Origin of the sequence: Flavobacterium sp. AED, from assembly GCF_000812945.1 — a bacterium.
Classification (GTDB): domain Bacteria; phylum Bacteroidota; class Bacteroidia; order Flavobacteriales; family Flavobacteriaceae; genus Flavobacterium.
The window spans coordinates 13811-29873 of sequence record NZ_JSYM01000003.1 but is presented as its reverse complement, the minus strand read 5'-3'; the positions used below and the strand labels follow the sequence as shown (position 1 = coordinate 29873).

10 protein-coding genes and 1 pseudogene are annotated in these 16063 nt (G+C 32.7%); 8 read left to right on the top strand and 3 right to left on the bottom strand.

Going from position 1 to position 16063, the window contains the following annotated elements:
• Positions 1-35 precede the first annotated feature (35 nt).
• The 8 genes and pseudogenes from asnB to OA85_RS17050 form a co-directional block, all read left to right on the top strand.
• Positions 36-220, top strand: a pseudogene (gene asnB / locus OA85_RS17235) (asparagine synthase B); the annotation flags it as partial.
• Between the two features lie 181 nt (positions 221-401).
• A complete protein-coding gene (locus tag OA85_RS11730) occupies positions 402-2027 on the top strand; it encodes an amidohydrolase (protein WP_039109979.1) in 1626 nt (541 codons plus the stop codon).
• Between the two features lie 453 nt (positions 2028-2480).
• Positions 2481-3782 carry a T9SS type A sorting domain-containing protein gene (locus tag OA85_RS11725; RefSeq protein ID WP_197056080.1) on the top strand — a complete coding sequence of 434 codons (1302 nt, stop codon included), beginning with the start codon at positions 2481-2483 and terminating at the stop codon, positions 3780-3782.
• Between the two features lie 280 nt (positions 3783-4062).
• The gene (gyrB, locus tag OA85_RS11720) at positions 4063-6006 is read left to right on the top strand and encodes a DNA topoisomerase (ATP-hydrolyzing) subunit B (RefSeq protein WP_039109978.1); all 1944 of its coding nucleotides are present in this window, start codon (positions 4063-4065) and stop codon (positions 6004-6006) included.
• Between the two features lie 79 nt (positions 6007-6085).
• Entirely contained in the window at positions 6086-7021 is a 936-nt protein-coding gene (gene mdh / locus OA85_RS11715; protein WP_039109977.1) for a malate dehydrogenase, read from the top strand.
• A gap of 226 nt (positions 7022-7247) precedes the next feature.
• Positions 7248-10220 carry a protein translocase subunit SecDF gene (gene secDF / locus OA85_RS11710; RefSeq protein ID WP_039109976.1) on the top strand — a complete coding sequence of 991 codons (2973 nt, stop codon included), beginning with the start codon at positions 7248-7250 and terminating at the stop codon, positions 10218-10220.
• A gap of 138 nt (positions 10221-10358) precedes the next feature.
• Entirely contained in the window at positions 10359-10973 is a 615-nt protein-coding gene (locus OA85_RS11705; protein ID WP_039109975.1) for an acyloxyacyl hydrolase, read from the top strand.
• Positions 10974-11059: 86 nt separating this feature from the next.
• Positions 11060-13174 carry a T9SS type B sorting domain-containing protein gene (locus tag OA85_RS17050; RefSeq protein WP_052257235.1) on the top strand — a complete coding sequence of 705 codons (2115 nt, stop codon included), beginning with the start codon at positions 11060-11062 and terminating at the stop codon, positions 13172-13174.
• Between the two features lie 58 nt (positions 13175-13232).
• Here OA85_RS17050 and lgt read toward each other — a convergent pair whose 3' ends face one another.
• From lgt to cysS, 3 genes are all read right to left on the bottom strand, one after another.
• Entirely contained in the window at positions 13233-14165 is a 933-nt protein-coding gene (gene lgt, locus OA85_RS11695; RefSeq protein ID WP_039109974.1) for a prolipoprotein diacylglyceryl transferase, read from the bottom strand.
• A 64-nt stretch (positions 14166-14229) separates the two neighbouring features.
• Positions 14230-14478, bottom strand: a complete 249-nt coding sequence (gene yidD / locus OA85_RS11690) for a membrane protein insertion efficiency factor YidD (protein WP_039110295.1) — start codon at positions 14476-14478, stop codon at positions 14230-14232.
• Positions 14479-14563: 85 nt separating this feature from the next.
• Positions 14564-16042: a cysteine--tRNA ligase gene (cysS, locus tag OA85_RS11685; RefSeq protein ID WP_039109973.1), complete on the bottom strand. Its 1479-nt coding sequence runs from the start codon at positions 16040-16042 to the stop codon at positions 14564-14566.
• Positions 16043-16063 lie beyond the last annotated feature (21 nt).

The following is a 16063-nucleotide window of genomic DNA, read 5'->3' as shown; positions in this document are numbered from 1 at the left end:
GTATTTTTCAATACAAACCCACTTTTTTTATTTAATTTTATCATTCTATTTGTATAGAGCATTTTCGTAACGATGCATTGCATTATGTACGTCTCAAGAAGCAAGTGTGGCGTGTAGCACAAAAATTGCTTTAGAGTGGGATGAAGCATTCAAAAACATGAATGATCCTTCAGGAAGAGCGGTTGCGAGTGTACATGATGATGCATATATAAAAGCATAAACCCAATTTAATTAAGATTTAATAAATAGACTAAGACGTTCTTCATTTTGAGAACGTCTTTTTTTTGTTGTATAGCTAACGTCTTATTTGAAAAGATAGAATTACTAAAAATTTTATTATTGGTCATTGTCTAAAATAATTGGTTACAGTTTTTTATATTAGCCCATCTAAACACCACATTATGAAACGTTATATTTTAGTTTTTGCTTTATTTTCACTTGTTTCTTGTCTCAAAAAAAATAAAACTACAGTCGATGTAATTATTACGGATGCTACTATTTATAAAGTTGATAAAACATTTGGCACTGCAAATGCTATGGCAGTTAGTAACGGTAAAATTGTGGCTATTGGGACTAACGATGAAATCAGAAATAAATATGAATCTGAGCATAATATTGTAGCTAAAGGGAAATTCATTTACCCAGGCTTGTTTGACGCGCATTGTCATTTTTACAGTTTTGGACTGAGTCTTCAAGAAGTTGATTTACGCGGGACCAAAAATATGGGTGAAGTAATAGCACGTATAAAGACTTTTCAAAAAGAAAAAAAACCGGAGTTTATCGTTGGTAATGGTTGGGATCAAAACGATTGGGAAGTAAAAAAGTTTCCGACAAAAGCAGATTTAGATGCCGAGTTTCCAGATATTCCCGTTGTATTAAATAGAGTTGACGGTCATGCGATATTTGTGAATAGTAAAGCTTTGAAGTTAGCAGGAATTACAAAAGATGCAAAAGCTGTTGGTGGTCAGATTGAAATGGCAAATGGAGAACCAACCGGAATTTTAATAGATAATCCAATGGATTTAGTTTTTAAAATAATTCCAAAACCAAGTCGTAAAATACAAATTGCAGCTTTATTGGATGCAGAAAAAGTAATGTTTGATTATGGGTTGACAACAGTAAATGATGCAGGTTTAGATCCGGATATTATTAATTTAATGGACAGTTTGCAAAAAGCAAAAGTGATGAAGCTTAATGTGTATGCTATGATTACGGCAAATCAAAAAAACATCGATTTATATCTAAAAAAAGGAATTTATAAAACGGATAATTTAGATGTGCGTTCCTTTAAAATGTATGGCGATGGTGCTTTGGGTTCTCGTGGTGCTTGTTTGCATAAAGGCTATTCTGATATGCCAAAACAATTTGGAGCGTTACTTTCTCCTATTTCAAACTTAAAAGCTATCGCAAAACAAATTGCAGCTTCTCCTTTTCAATTGAATTCGCATGCTATAGGTGATTCGGCAAATACGGTTTTATTAAAAATTTATAAGGAAGTTTTAGATGGTAAAAAAGACCGCAGATGGAAGATTGAACACGCTCAGGTTTTGCGTGAAGAAGATTTTGATTATTTTAAATTAGGAATCATTCCTTCGGTACAACCTACGCATGCCACTTCAGATATGTATTGGGCGGGAGAAAGATTAGGAAAAGAAAGAATAAAAAATGCTTATGCTTATAAAAAATTACTTCAAAAAGCAGGAATTGTAGCTCTTGGTACTGATTTCCCTGTAGAAGAAGTGAACCCAATGCTTACATTTCATGCTGCAGTGGCAAGAAAAGACAGTAAGAACTATCCAAAAGGAGGTTTTCAAATGGAAAATGCATTGAGTAGAGAAGAGACTTTAAAGGGAATGACGATTTGGGCTGCTTATTCAAATTTCGAAGAAAAGGAAAAAGGAAGTCTAGAAGTTGGAAAATGGGCTGATTTTGTAATTTATGATAAAGATTTAATGAAAATCAATGAGAATCAAATCGTTAAAATGAAGGCAGTGAATACGTATTTGAAAGGAGATAAGGTAAAATAAGAAAATCTTTGCAAGTGATACGTTATAATTTATTATATAGTACTTTAATTTAAGTGGGTTTATTTCACATTTTTAATGTAAATTATAAATTTGGGTTTTATATTGTAGCTAGATAACGCATTTGTGTTTTATAATTATAACTACTACTGCGTCTTTGTCTTAAAAAAAAAGAATAGAATATTAAAAATAGAGTTACGTGTGGAATATTAGCCGTTATCGGAAAAGGAAAAGGTGAAAAGTTAGTACAGGAGCTTTCTAAATAGTGGCTCGGATGAAAGTAATTAATTTTTCAAATTACCAAAATAGCATTTTAATGTTAGTTTTGGAAATTTGTTTTTTAGAATATTTTTTATTTTTGGCCCAATTGTTATCGAGATTGCAATAAATAATTTAATTGGCCTATTGAATTTTAAATATCTTTAAATGTTTTTAAAACCTATCAAAAAATATCCTATGAAAAAATCTTTACTTTTTTTACTTTTTTTAGCAAGTTCTTATACTTATGCGCAGTACACACTAATTCCAGATGTAAATTTTGAAAACAAACTTATTGCTCTTGGCATAGACTCTGGATCGCTTGATGGAAAAGTTTTAACCTCAAATATTAACTCACTTACTTCATTAGATGTATCTTATTCTAATATTGTTGATTTGACTGGAATTCAAGATTTTGTTTCATTGACTAATTTAATCTGTAATTCCAATCAATTAATAACATTGGATGTTTCTAAAAATGCAGCTTTGACTAATTTAGACTGTTCTTCTAATCTATTGACTACTTTAGATGTTTCTAAAAGTACTGACTTGACTAAAATAGAGTGTTTTGTTAATCAATTAAAAACATTGGATGTTTCTTCAAATATAGTTTTGGGTAATTTAGACTGTTCTTCCAATCAATTGACAACATTGGATGTTTCTAAAAATACGGTTTTGACTAATTTAAAGTGTTATGGAAATAAAATAACAACTTTAGATTTTGCTAAAAATACAACTTTGGGTTATTTAGACTGTGCAGCAAATCGATTGACTGCTTTAAATGTTTCTCTAAATACAGTTTTGAATACTTTAAGTTGTTACGGGAATCAATTAGCGGTTTTAGATATTACTAATGATACATCTTTGGCTAATTTGTATTGTTCTGGAAATCAATTTAAAAATTTGGATGTTTCTAAAAATATAGCTTTGTATACTTTTGGATGTAACAACAATCAATTGACCACTTTAGATGTTTCTAATAATATTGCTTTACATTTTTTATACTGTGATTCTAATCAATTTGTTACATTAGATGTATCTAAAAACACAGCATTGAGTTTAATAAATTGTTATTCTAATCCGTTATTAAAAAGTTTAAATCTAAAAAATGGTAATAATGTACATCTAACCTTAGATTTAGTCAACAATCCAAACTTAACTTGTATTCAGGTTGATGATGCTGTATATTCAAACGCTAATTGGTTAGCTTATAAAGATGCAAAAGCAATTTATAACACAACGTGCACATTAGGATTAGACGATGAATTATTTAATAAAATGGTCTTATATCCAAATCCCACTAATTGGCAATTGCATATTGATAATATTAGTTTAGAAAAAGCTGGTGTATATGATGATTTAGGTAGACTAGTTAAAACAAAATCGTTTGAAGGAGAATCAAATAATATTCTTGATTTGAGTGATGTAGTCAAAGGGGTTTATTTTATTTATTTTCAAAGCAATGAGGTAAACATCGTTAGAAAAATTGTAGTTGAATAGCTTTAAATTTATAGATTCAATAGCAAATTGAAAAAGAATTGAAATCATTTATTTTTTCAAATTTACAAAACGGCAGTATAGATGTTTGTATTGGAAATTTGTCTTTTATACTAGTTTTTCCTTCTATTTCTTTAGAAATTGATTTTTGCTATTGCTATTGAAATTGACACTTTTTTGTTAATAACTTAACAGCTTAAAATGGGATTTTAACGGTTATATAAATTGTGTTTTTATATATTTGCGTGTTAGACAAAAATTACATTTTTTTAGAATAAAATATATGAGCGAAGAAATCAAGAAGGACAATTATTCAGCAGATAGTATTCAAGCATTAGAGGGAATGGAGCACGTAAGAATGCGTCCATCGATGTATATTGGAGATGTAGGTGTTCGAGGACTGCATCATTTAGTTTATGAAGTGGTAGATAACTCTATCGATGAGGCAATGGGAGGCCATTGTGATACGATAATAGTTGATATAAATGAAGATGGATCTGTTTCTGTTGAAGATAACGGACGTGGTATTCCAGTTGGTATTCATAAAAAAGAAGGCGTTTCAGCTCTGGAGGTTGTAATGACCAAAATTGGTGCCGGAGGAAAATTTGATAAAGACTCTTATAAAGTTTCTGGTGGACTTCACGGTGTTGGGGTTTCGGTGGTAAATGCATTGTCAAACCATTTGAGAGCTACTGTTCATAGTAGTGATGGAAAAGTATATGAGCAAGAATATGAAAAGGGAAAAGCGTTATATCCAGTTAAACAAATTGGGGAAACTACAAAAAGAGGAACAATCGTTACTTTTTATCCGGATCCAAGTATTTTTACGCAAACAATTGAATATTCTTACGATACTTTATCGGCTCGTATGCGTGAATTGTCATACTTGAATAAAGGAATTACAATCACATTTACAGATAAAAGAGAACTAGATAAAGACGGAAATTTTGTATCAGAAGTTTTCCATTCTGATGAGGGTTTAAAAGAATACATCCGTTATTTAGATGGGAACCGTGAGCCGATTATCGCGCACGTAATTTCTATGGATCACGAAAAGGGTGAGATTCCAGTTGAGGTTGCCTTAATTTACAATACAAGCTACACGGAAAATATTTTTTCTTATGTAAATAATATTAATACTCACGAAGGAGGAACGCACTTGCAAGGTTTTAGAACTGGTCTTACCAGATCGTTAAAGAAATATGCAGATGCTTCAGGAATGTTGGATAAACTGAAATTTGATATTTCTGGTGATGACTTCCGTGAAGGATTGACAGCTATTATTTCTGTAAAAGTTGCGGAACCACAATTTGAAGGACAAACCAAAACTAAACTAGGAAACAGAGAAGTTGTTTCGCCGGTAAGTCAAGCGGTGAGTGAAATGATTGAAAATTATTTGGAAGAAAATCCAAATGATGCTCGTATCATTGTTCAAAAAGTAATTCTTGCGGCACAAGCGCGTCATGCGGCCAAAAAAGCGCGTGAAATGGTACAACGCAAAACCGTAATGGGTGGCGGTGGATTACCGGGGAAACTTTCTGATTGTTCTGAACAAGATCCTGCAAAATGTGAAGTATATCTTGTCGAGGGAGATTCGGCAGGTGGAACGGCTAAACAAGGTCGTGACCGTGCTTTTCAAGCGATTTTGCCATTACGTGGTAAGATTTTGAATGTTGAAAAGGCAATGCATCATAAGGTTTTTGAAAACGAAGAGATTCGAAATATATTTACGGCACTTGGTGTAACTATTGGAACAGAAGAAGATAGTAAAGCGTTGAATATTTCGAAATTGCGCTACCATAAAGTGATTATTATGTGTGATGCCGATGTCGATGGTAGTCACATCTCTACTTTGATTTTGACGTTTTTCTTCCGTTTTATGAAAGAACTAATCGAAGAAGGGCACGTGTATATTGCCGCACCACCTTTGTATTTAGTTAAAAAAGGAAACAAAAAAGAATACGCTTGGAATGACGATCAACGCGATCAAGCGAATGCTAGAATGGGTGGTAGCGCAGGTATTCAACGTTATAAAGGTCTTGGGGAGATGAATGCGGAGCAATTATGGGAAACCACAATGGATCCTTCTTTTAGAACATTACGTCAAGTAAATATTGACAGTTTGGCGGAAGCCGATAGAGTATTCTCCATGTTAATGGGTGATGAAGTGCCACCAAGAAGAGAATTCATTGAGAAAAATGCCGTTTACGCTAATATAGATGCTTAATTAAAAAGTTTATTCGTTGATTTGATTATTTGTTTAATCGATTCAACGGCTAAACAAATAACCGAATAAACATAAAAATATGAAAGTTACCATTGTAGGAGCAGGGAATGTAGGTGCGACCTGTGCAGATGTAATTTCTTATAGAGGAATTGCTAGCGAAGTAGTATTATTGGATATCAGAGAAGGTTTTGCGGAAGGTAAAGCTTTGGATATTATGCAATGTGCTACAAATACAGGTTTTAATACCAAAGTATCAGGTGTTACTAACGATTATTCTAAAACAGCAGGAAGCGATGTAGTGGTAATTACATCTGGAATTCCTAGAAAACCAGGAATGACTCGTGAAGAACTGATAGGTATCAACGCAGGAATTGTGAAAACAGTTGCTGAAAATGTATTGAAACATTCGCCGGATACTATTATAGTGGTAGTTTCTAATCCTATGGATACAATGACTTATTTAGCTTTGAAATCTACAGGATTACCAAAAAATAGAATTATAGGTATGGGTGGAGCATTGGATAGCTCTCGTTTTAGAACGTATTTGTCTTTAGCTTTAGACAAACCTGCAAATGATATTTCTGCAATGGTTATAGGTGGTCATGGTGATACTACTATGATTCCTTTAACACGTTTAGCATCTTATAATGGGATTCCGGTAACTGAATTTCTTTCTGATGAGGTGTTACAAAAAGTAGCTGCTGATACTATGGTGGGTGGAGCTACACTTACAGGTCTTTTAGGAACTTCTGCTTGGTATGCTCCTGGAGCCTCAGTTGCTTATTTGGTGGATAGTATTTTGAATGATCAAAAGAAAATGATCGCTTGTTCAGTTTTTGTCGAAGGAGAATATGGTCAAAATGATATCTGTATCGGTGTACCTTGTATTATTGGTAAAAATGGAGTAGAAGAAATTCTTGACATTGCACTAAATGAGCAAGAAAAAGCATTGTTTGCTAAAAGTGCTGATGCAGTTAGGCAAATGAATGATGCCTTAAAATCGATTTTAGCATAATATTTTAATTATAAAAGAGAGAAGACTGCACTTTAGCAGTCTTTTTTTTGAGATTAATCAATAAATAAATTGGTTAATCTTAACGTTAATTATATATTTGCTCGGTTTAAAAAAATTGATGTAATTCCTGATATTATTTTTTGGTTTCAAAAATTGATGGCAAGTCTTACTCTATAAGGTTTAAAGCAAAAATAAATAAATAAAAAATAATTAATTTTTAGTAATAATGCAGAATAAAGGACTTATTAAATTTTTCGCAATTCTATTTGCATTGGTAAGTATTTACCAACTTTCTTTCACTTTTGTCGCAAGCAAAGTAAAAAACGATGCAAAATCTTTTGCTAATGGGAATACTGAGAAAGAAGTTAAATATTTAGATTCTATCGGTAAAGAAAAAGTATTTAATCTTGGATTTACTGATTTTACTTTTAATGAAGTAAGTGATAAGCAAATTAATAAAGGTCTTGACTTAGAAGGAGGTATTAATGTAATACTTCAAATCTCTGTTAAAGATATATTAAAAGGATTATCTAACAATTCTAAAAATCCAGTTTTCAATAAATCTTTGGCTGATGCTACTGCAGATTTACAAGGAAATAAATCGTACTTAGACAAGTTCTTTGATGCTTTTGAAGCAAATTCAAAAGGAGCTGTAAAATTAGCGTCTCCTGATATTTTTGCAAACAGAAGTTTGCAAGGTGATGGTGGAGTAGATTTTCAGATGACTGATGCACAAGTTCAAAAAGTAATCAAAAGAAAAGTTGATGAATCTGTAGAAAGTGCTTTTGGTGTATTAAGAAAGCGTATCGATAAATTTGGTGTAACACAACCTAATATTCAAAAATTAGGAGAATCTGGAAGAATCCTTGTTGAACTTCCTGGTGCTAAAGATGTAGACAGAATAAAAAAATTATTACAAAGTACTGCTCAATTAGAGTTTTGGGAAACGTATAAAATTGATGAAATTGGTAATTTTTTAATGGCTGCTAATGAGTCATTGAAAAAAACTGAAATCAATAAAGTTGCGGTTAAAACTGTTGCTAAAGATTCTTTGAGTGCTTTGTTAACAGATGGAAAAGATTCAGCAGCTACTAAAAAAGGAAATAATCCTTTATTGGATAAAATGATAGGTCAAGGTGGAGGACCAGTTTTAGGTCTTTTCTCACCAAAAGATACTGCTGTTGTAAACGGATATTTAAAAAGAGCAGATATCAGAGTTTTATTGGCAGGAGATCAACGTTATGCTAAATTTGTTTGGGGTATTCCTTCGGCTATTAAAGATGCAAAAGGGAAAGATGTTGATGCGGTTGAATTATATGCTTTAAAAGGAAATAGAGATAATATTCCTGCAATGGCAGGTGGTGTAGTTACTGATGCAAAAGATACTTTTGATCAATCAGGAAAACCAGCTGTTTCTATGCAAATGAATAACCAAGGAGCAAAAGTTTGGGAAGAATTGACAGGTAGAGCATATACACAAAAAAGTAATATCGCTATTGTTTTGGATGATATTGTATATTCTGCGCCAGGAGTTTCTAGTGGTCCAATTGCTGGAGGTAGATCTGAAATTTCAGGAACTTTTGATGTAACTCAAACTAAAGATTTAGCTAATGTTTTAAGAGCAGGTAAATTACCAGCTGCTGCAGATATCGTTCAATCAGAAGTAGTAGGACCATCCTTAGGTCAAGAAGCAATTGATAATGGAACAACTTCTGCACTTGTAGGATTACTTTTAGTATCACTTTGGATGATCGTTTATTATGGAAAAGCAGGTTGGTATGCTAATATTGCATTGGCAGTTAACTTATTATTCTTATTCGGTATTTTAGCAAGTTTAGGTGCTGTATTAACATTGCCTGGAATTGCCGGTATCGTTTTAACGATGGGTACTGCAGTTGATGCGAATATCATTATCTATGAAAGAGCGAAAGAAGAATTACGAGCAGGAAAAACATTGGGTGAAGCAGTAATTGCTTCTTACAGTTGGAAAGGTGCTATGCGTTCTATTGTAGATGCAAACGTTACGCACATTTTAATTGGTACAGTATTGTTTATTTTTGGTTCAGGACCCATAAAAGGTTTCGCAACAACATTACTTATCGGTATTATAACTTCATTATTTACTTCTATATTTATCGCAAGAATTTTTATAGACAAGAATATCGCTGGTAAAAATGATTTGTCATTTGTAACTAATTTTTCTAAAAACTTCTTTACTAATTTCCATTTTGATTTCTTAGGTGTGAAAAAATGGACGTATGCTTTTTCTTCAATTGTAGTTATTGTAAGTTTTGTTTCATTGTTTACAAATGGTTTAGATCAAGGTGTAGATTTTGTAGGAGGTAGAACTTTTCAGGTGCGTTTCGAAAAGCCAGTTAGTGCTGAAATAGTAAAAGCGGAATTAGCTAAAGTATTTGAAGGAAGTGCTGAAGTAAAAATATTTGGTAATGATAACCAATTAAAAATTACGACTAAATATAAAGTAGAAGAACACGGAACTCAAGCTGATCAAGAAGTAAATAAGTTATTGTATAATAATTTAAAACAACATTTCTCTACAGGCTTAACGTATGATAAATTTGTAAATGCATACGAGGGTAAAAAATCTGGTATTATGCTAGCTTCAAAAGTTGGACCAACTGTAGCAGAAGACATTAAAACGAATGCATATTGGGCTGTTCTTGGAGCAATGTTAATTGTGTTTTTGTATTTGTTTATTAGTTTTAGAAAATGGCAATATGGTTTAGGAGCGATTGCTGCTGTAGCACATGATGTTATCTTTGTTTTAGGAATTTATTCATTGTGTTATAAATTTATGCCTTTCGGTATGGAAATCGACCAGCATTTTATTGCTGCGATTCTTACTGTTATTGGGTATTCTATGAATGATACCGTTATTGTATTTGATAGAGTTCGTGAATTCTTAGACGGAAAAACTAAAGGTAATTTTGGAGAAATTGTAAACAAATCAATTAATTCAACAATGTCCAGAACAATCAATACTTCATTAACAATGATTGGAGTATTATTAATCATGTTTGTTTTTGGTGGAGAATCAATCAGAGGATTCATCTTTGCAATGTTAGTAGGTATTATTGTAGGAACGTATTCATCATTGTTTATTGCTACACCAGTATTAGTAGATACAATTTCAAGAGAAGACAAAAAATTAATCGAAAAACAGCATTCAGAAGTTTAAGATTTATTTTAATCATAGTTAAAGAAAAGATCCAACGAAAGTTGGATCTTTTTTTGTGATAAATATTAGTATTTATTCAATTATAATAGTTAATTTTAGTATGGGTGTTTCGTTTAATCTCTTTTAAATGAATTGATTATGGGTAAAAAAATACTTTTCACACTGTTATTGTTTTTTTTATTTCATGCTTCTTTTTCTCAAAAAAATAAGAATGATTTAATGATGGGTTTTTTGCATGGTTTTGGATATGAATTTAAAAATAAAAACTACACTTTTGATAATCGGTTTTATAAAATACATGTTGATTATGTAATTAAAAAAACTAAAAGATATACCTGGGAATTAGTAGTTGAGCCAGAGATTAATTTTGGAGAACATAAACTTATTAATCCTTTTTTTATTACTTCTGATGATCCTGATTATATAATTAAACGGGAATATTATTCCAAAACCCATAATGTCAATCAATATATTTTAAATTTAGGGATTCTGATAAGAAAACCAATCTCTAATACGCTTAGTATTTTTATTTTAGGAAGTACTGGTCCATTGATATCTGATGCAGAAACAGAACGTTTGGCTAAAGGATTTGCTTTATCAAATACTTTAGCAGTAGGTATTGATTTAGAAATCAACAAATTTATTTTTGAAATTAGGCCTAGTTTTCGGCATGTTTCTAATGCAGGCTTAAACAGTCCTAACTTGGGTTTTAATACTACTAATATTGAATTTGGTTTTTTCTATAATTTATGAATTTTTATTTTTTTTACAATTAATTTCAATAAAGCTTTATTTTTAATATATTTACCTTAATCCAATCTATTTTAAAAATTTGAACAGTGAAAAAGAGTATAATTTTATTAGTCTTTGTTTGTTTTGCTGATTTGTTTCTTGGTTCCAGTATTTTTGGTCAAACTCCACCTCCAACTCCAAATCCGCAATATCTGTATTATTGTTTGAATGAAACAGCAACTCCTTTATCTGCAATACCTTCTGGAGGAGGGACTTTAAGATGGTATACAGCAGTTACAGGAGGGACATTTTCTATAGCTGCTCCAACTCCTTCGACAGCTACAGCTGCAACTGGAGGTAGCCCGATTACTTATTATGTAACGCAGATAGTAAGTGGAGTTGAAAGTACTCCTAGAACTCCAATATATGTATATGTTAATCAACAATTAGATTTATATTGCCAAACAGTAACACCAAATTCTATTAAATTTGATTTTGCTAATACTGGACAATCTAGTTTTACCTATAGTTATACAATAGATGGTGGATTACCTATTACAGGTACACATAATGCTCCTTCTAACTTTACAGTAGCAGGTTTGAATGAAAAGCAAACAGTAGTATTCACTCTTACAGCAATTGGTGCAAAACCTTGTGTGACTTCTCAAACAGAAAGTTGCACAACAATATGTTCTCCAACCAGTATTGGAACACCTAATTTCCCTGCAATAGCACCTTTTTGTTCAGGAACTGTAGCACCTATTTTAGGAACTACATCACCAAATAATATAACGGGTACTTGGAATCCGGCCGTAATAAATAATACTACAAGTGGGAATTATGTGTTTACACCAGATCCTGTATTATTTCCTTGTGCACTAACCCAAACTTTGAATGTAACGGTTACACCATTGACAACACCAACCTTCACAGGAATTCCAATCACTGTTTGTCAAAATGCAACGGCACCAATTTTACCAACAAATTCTAATAATTCTCCAGCAATTACAGGAACATGGAGTCCTGCGGTCGTTAATACTGCCATGTTAGGAAGTACTACTTATACTTTTACACCTAATGCTGGTCAATGTACTTCATTAACGCTATCTAAAGTCACAATAAATATTGTACCAGTTGTAACCCCTAATTTCGCAAATATTCCTCCTTTCTGTTTTGGTTCTACAGCCCCACTTTTAACCAATACATCACCTAATGGGATAGTTGGAACCTGGTCACCGGTAAATATTAATAATGTAGCTAATGGTACTTATGTTTTTACACCCAACGCGAATCAATGTGCAACAACTCAAACTTTGAACGTAGTCGTAATACCAAAAACGACACCAAACTTTGCAGCTATACCTGCTTTTTGTACTGGATCAACTGCACCGCTGTTAGCTACCACTTCTCCAAATGGTATAAGTGGAACTTGGTCTCCAGCAACAATTAGTAATACTACAAGCGGAAGTTATGTTTTTACGCCAAATGCAACGGAATGTGCTACAACTCAAACTTTATCTGTAGTTGTAAATCCTTTAATTCAGCCCAATTTTACTGATTTGTCAATTTGTTCCGGTAATGCAGTTCCTATTTTGAAAAATATATCGCCAAATGGAATTACAGGAACCTGGGTGCCATCAGTTATTAATAATACTATAAGTGGAGCTTATGTATTTACTCCAAATCCGAATCAATGTGCGACTTCAAAAACGATAAATGTCACGGTTAATCAATCTACTCTTGTTAATGTAGATTGGACCGTTACAGAGGCGTTTTCCAAAAATCAAATTGTTACGATTAATGCTACTGCAGCTGGCGACTATTTGTATCAATTGGATGACGGACCTTTTCAAGAAAGTCCTATTTTTGAATATGTTTCTTTAGGTACGCATTCCATTACTGTCCAAGATAAAAATGGTTGTAGTCCTCCAATAACAAGAAATAATGTTTTGGTAATTGATTATCCTAAATTTTTCACTCCTAATAATGATAACTATAACGACACTTGGAATATTTTCAGTTTAACAGATCAATCCAATTCTAAAATTCTAATATTTGATCGTTATGGTAAACTTTTGAAGGAATTGAGACCTAATGGTTTAGGTTGGGATGGAACTTATATTGGACAACCAATGCCTGCAAATGATTACTGGTTTACTGTTGAATACACAGAACAAGATATTCTTAAAAAATTTAAATCTCATTTTTCTTTAAAAAGATAAAACAAAAAAGCTTCCAAATATGGAAGCTTTTTTGTTTTAGTGATATCGTTTTATAGGTTTAATGCTCTACTTTAACAGGTTTTTCGGCTGTAAAAACAAAATACAATCCTATTAGGATAAAAGGAATGCTTAGCCATTGTCCTGTAGAAAGTAAACCCAGTTCATTTTCAAAACCGCCCTGACTCTCTTTTACAGATTCTACAATAATACGTACTGTAAATAGCAGCACTAGAAACATGCCAAATAAATAACCAGATTTAAGTCTTGCTTCTGTTTTCCAATACATGAAAAATAATATAGCAAATACAAAAATGTAGCAAAATGCTTCATATAATTGTGTAGGATGTTTTGCAGGAACTTGTTCTAACAATGCTGCAAATTTTGGGTCCGTAGCGATTGCGTGGTAGGCCTCTTTTGGATTCGGTATTTGAGTTGCATTAACAGCATCAGCAGGACTGAATTTATCGCGTAGAAAACGTATTCCAAATACCGATGTAGTTTCTTTTCCTACAATCTCAGAGTTGAAAAAATTTCCTAATCTCACGAAAATAGCTCCACTCGCAACAGGGATTACTACTCTATCTAAAATCCACAATTGAGGTCTTTTTAATACATTTTTGCTGTAAAAATACATAGCAATTATGATTGATATTGCAGCTCCGTGACTCGCTAAACCCTGAAAACCTGTGAATTCGAATTTAGGAGAGAATCGAAATGGTAAGAATATTTCCAGTAAGTGATTGCGAAAATATTCCCAATCATAAAATAAAACATGACCTAGTCGCGCTCCAATCAATGTAGCAAGAACAGTCCATATAAAAAGAGAATCTAATTTTTCTATGGATTCCCCTTCACGTTCAAAAATATTTTTCATGATGTACCAGCCTAGTCCAAAAGCAACTACAAACATCAGGCTATAATAACGTATTACAAAGAAGCCTAAATCAATTCCTTCTGATGGATTCCAAACTATGTTCAAAGCGTGTGTCATTTAATATTGTTTTTTATGAATTGTAAAAATATATATTTAAAGTAAAAATAGTACTTATATAAAGTTAATGTTTATGATTGCATTTTTTTTCTGGAACGGGGTCATAACCACTTTCCCCCCAAGGATGGCAGCTTAAAATTCTTTTCATGCCTAAAAAGCCTCCATAAAATAATCCGTGTGTTTGCAGTGCCACTATCATATAGGAGGAACAGGTTGGTTCAAATCTACAAGCTGAAGGGGTATAGGGAGATATTGCGGTTTGATAAAACCTAACAAGAACTACAAATGGAAAAATAAGGATTCTTGATAGCATGATTCTGGTTTTCGGATTTAAAACTTCAACATTCAATATTCGTTATTCAATATCAATTTTTAATCTGTACTCTGGAACCTGTTGTTTAAATGCTAAATGTAGTGCCTTCTTTCCCATCTTTTAATTGAATACCCAAAGCAATCAATTGGTCACGAATCTGGTCAGATAGAGCGAAATTTTTATTATCTCTGGCTTGTTTTCGCATTTCAATCAACATATTTACGGTACCTTCTAATTTATCATTATTACTGTCTGAAATTTTCTCATCCTCTAATCCTAGAACATCAAATACAAAACCATTAATGGCAGCAGTGAACGTTTTTAAGTCTTCGGTGGTTAGAGTTTCTTTTCCCTCTTTTAATAAATTGATAAAACGAACGCCTTCAAACAATTGTGCAATTAGAATAGGGGTGTTAAAATCATCATTCATAGCATCATAACAAGACTGTTTCCAAGCAGCAATGTCGATTGTAGAGTTTGGATTGGCGTTTAAATCTCTTGCAGTATCTATCGCCTCCATTAGTCTCTTGTATCCTTTTTCAGCTGCTACAATAGCATCATCAGAGAAATCAAGAATGCTTCTATAATGTGCTTGTAACATAAAGAAACGTGCTACTGATGCCGAAAAAGCTTTGCTTAAAATAGTATTTTCTCCAGTCAATATTTCTCTTGGTAAAATATTATTCCCGGTAGATTTAGCCATTTTTTTGCCGTTTAGCGTCAGCATATTGGCATGCATCCAATAATTAACAGGTGTTTGCCCGGTACAAGCTTCATTTTGGGCAATTTCACATTCATGATGGGGGAATTTTAAGTCCATTCCGCCTCCGTGAATATCAAAATGATTGCCTAAATACTTGGTGCTCATTGCAGTGCATTCAAGGTGCCATCCTGGGAAACCATCGCTCCAAGGCGAAGGCCAACGCATAATATGTTGCGGTTCGGCTTTTTTCCAAAGCGCAAAATCTTGTGGATTTCTTTTGTCACTTTGTCCGTCAAGATCTCTTGTATTAGCAAGCATATCTTCAATATTTCGACCGCTTAATCTGCCATAATGGTTGGTTTCATTGAATTTTACCACATCAAAATAAACAGATCCATTGGCTTCATAACCAATTCCTTTGTCGATAATAGTCTTGATGATTTCAATCTGCTCAATAATATGACCCGTTGCCGTTGGTTCAATACTTGGTGGTAAAAAATTAAAAGCATTCAAAATATCATGAAAATCAACCGTGTAACGTTGTACCACTTCCATCGGTTCTAATTGTTCCAAACGTGCTTTTTTTGCGATTTTATCCTCTCCTTCATCCACATCGTCCACAATATGCCCTACATCAGTAATATTACGAACATAGCGTACTTTATAATCCAAATGTAAAAAATATCTAAATATAACATCAAATGACATGAATGTTCTCACATTACCCAGATGTACATTGCTGTAAACCGTTGGCCCACAAACATACATTCCAACATTGCCTTCATGAATAGGTGTAAATGTTTCTTTTTCTCCCGAAAGAGAATTGTATATTTTTAGACTTTGACTTTTATATAATGGCATTTGTGTTTTTTTTGGAGCTTT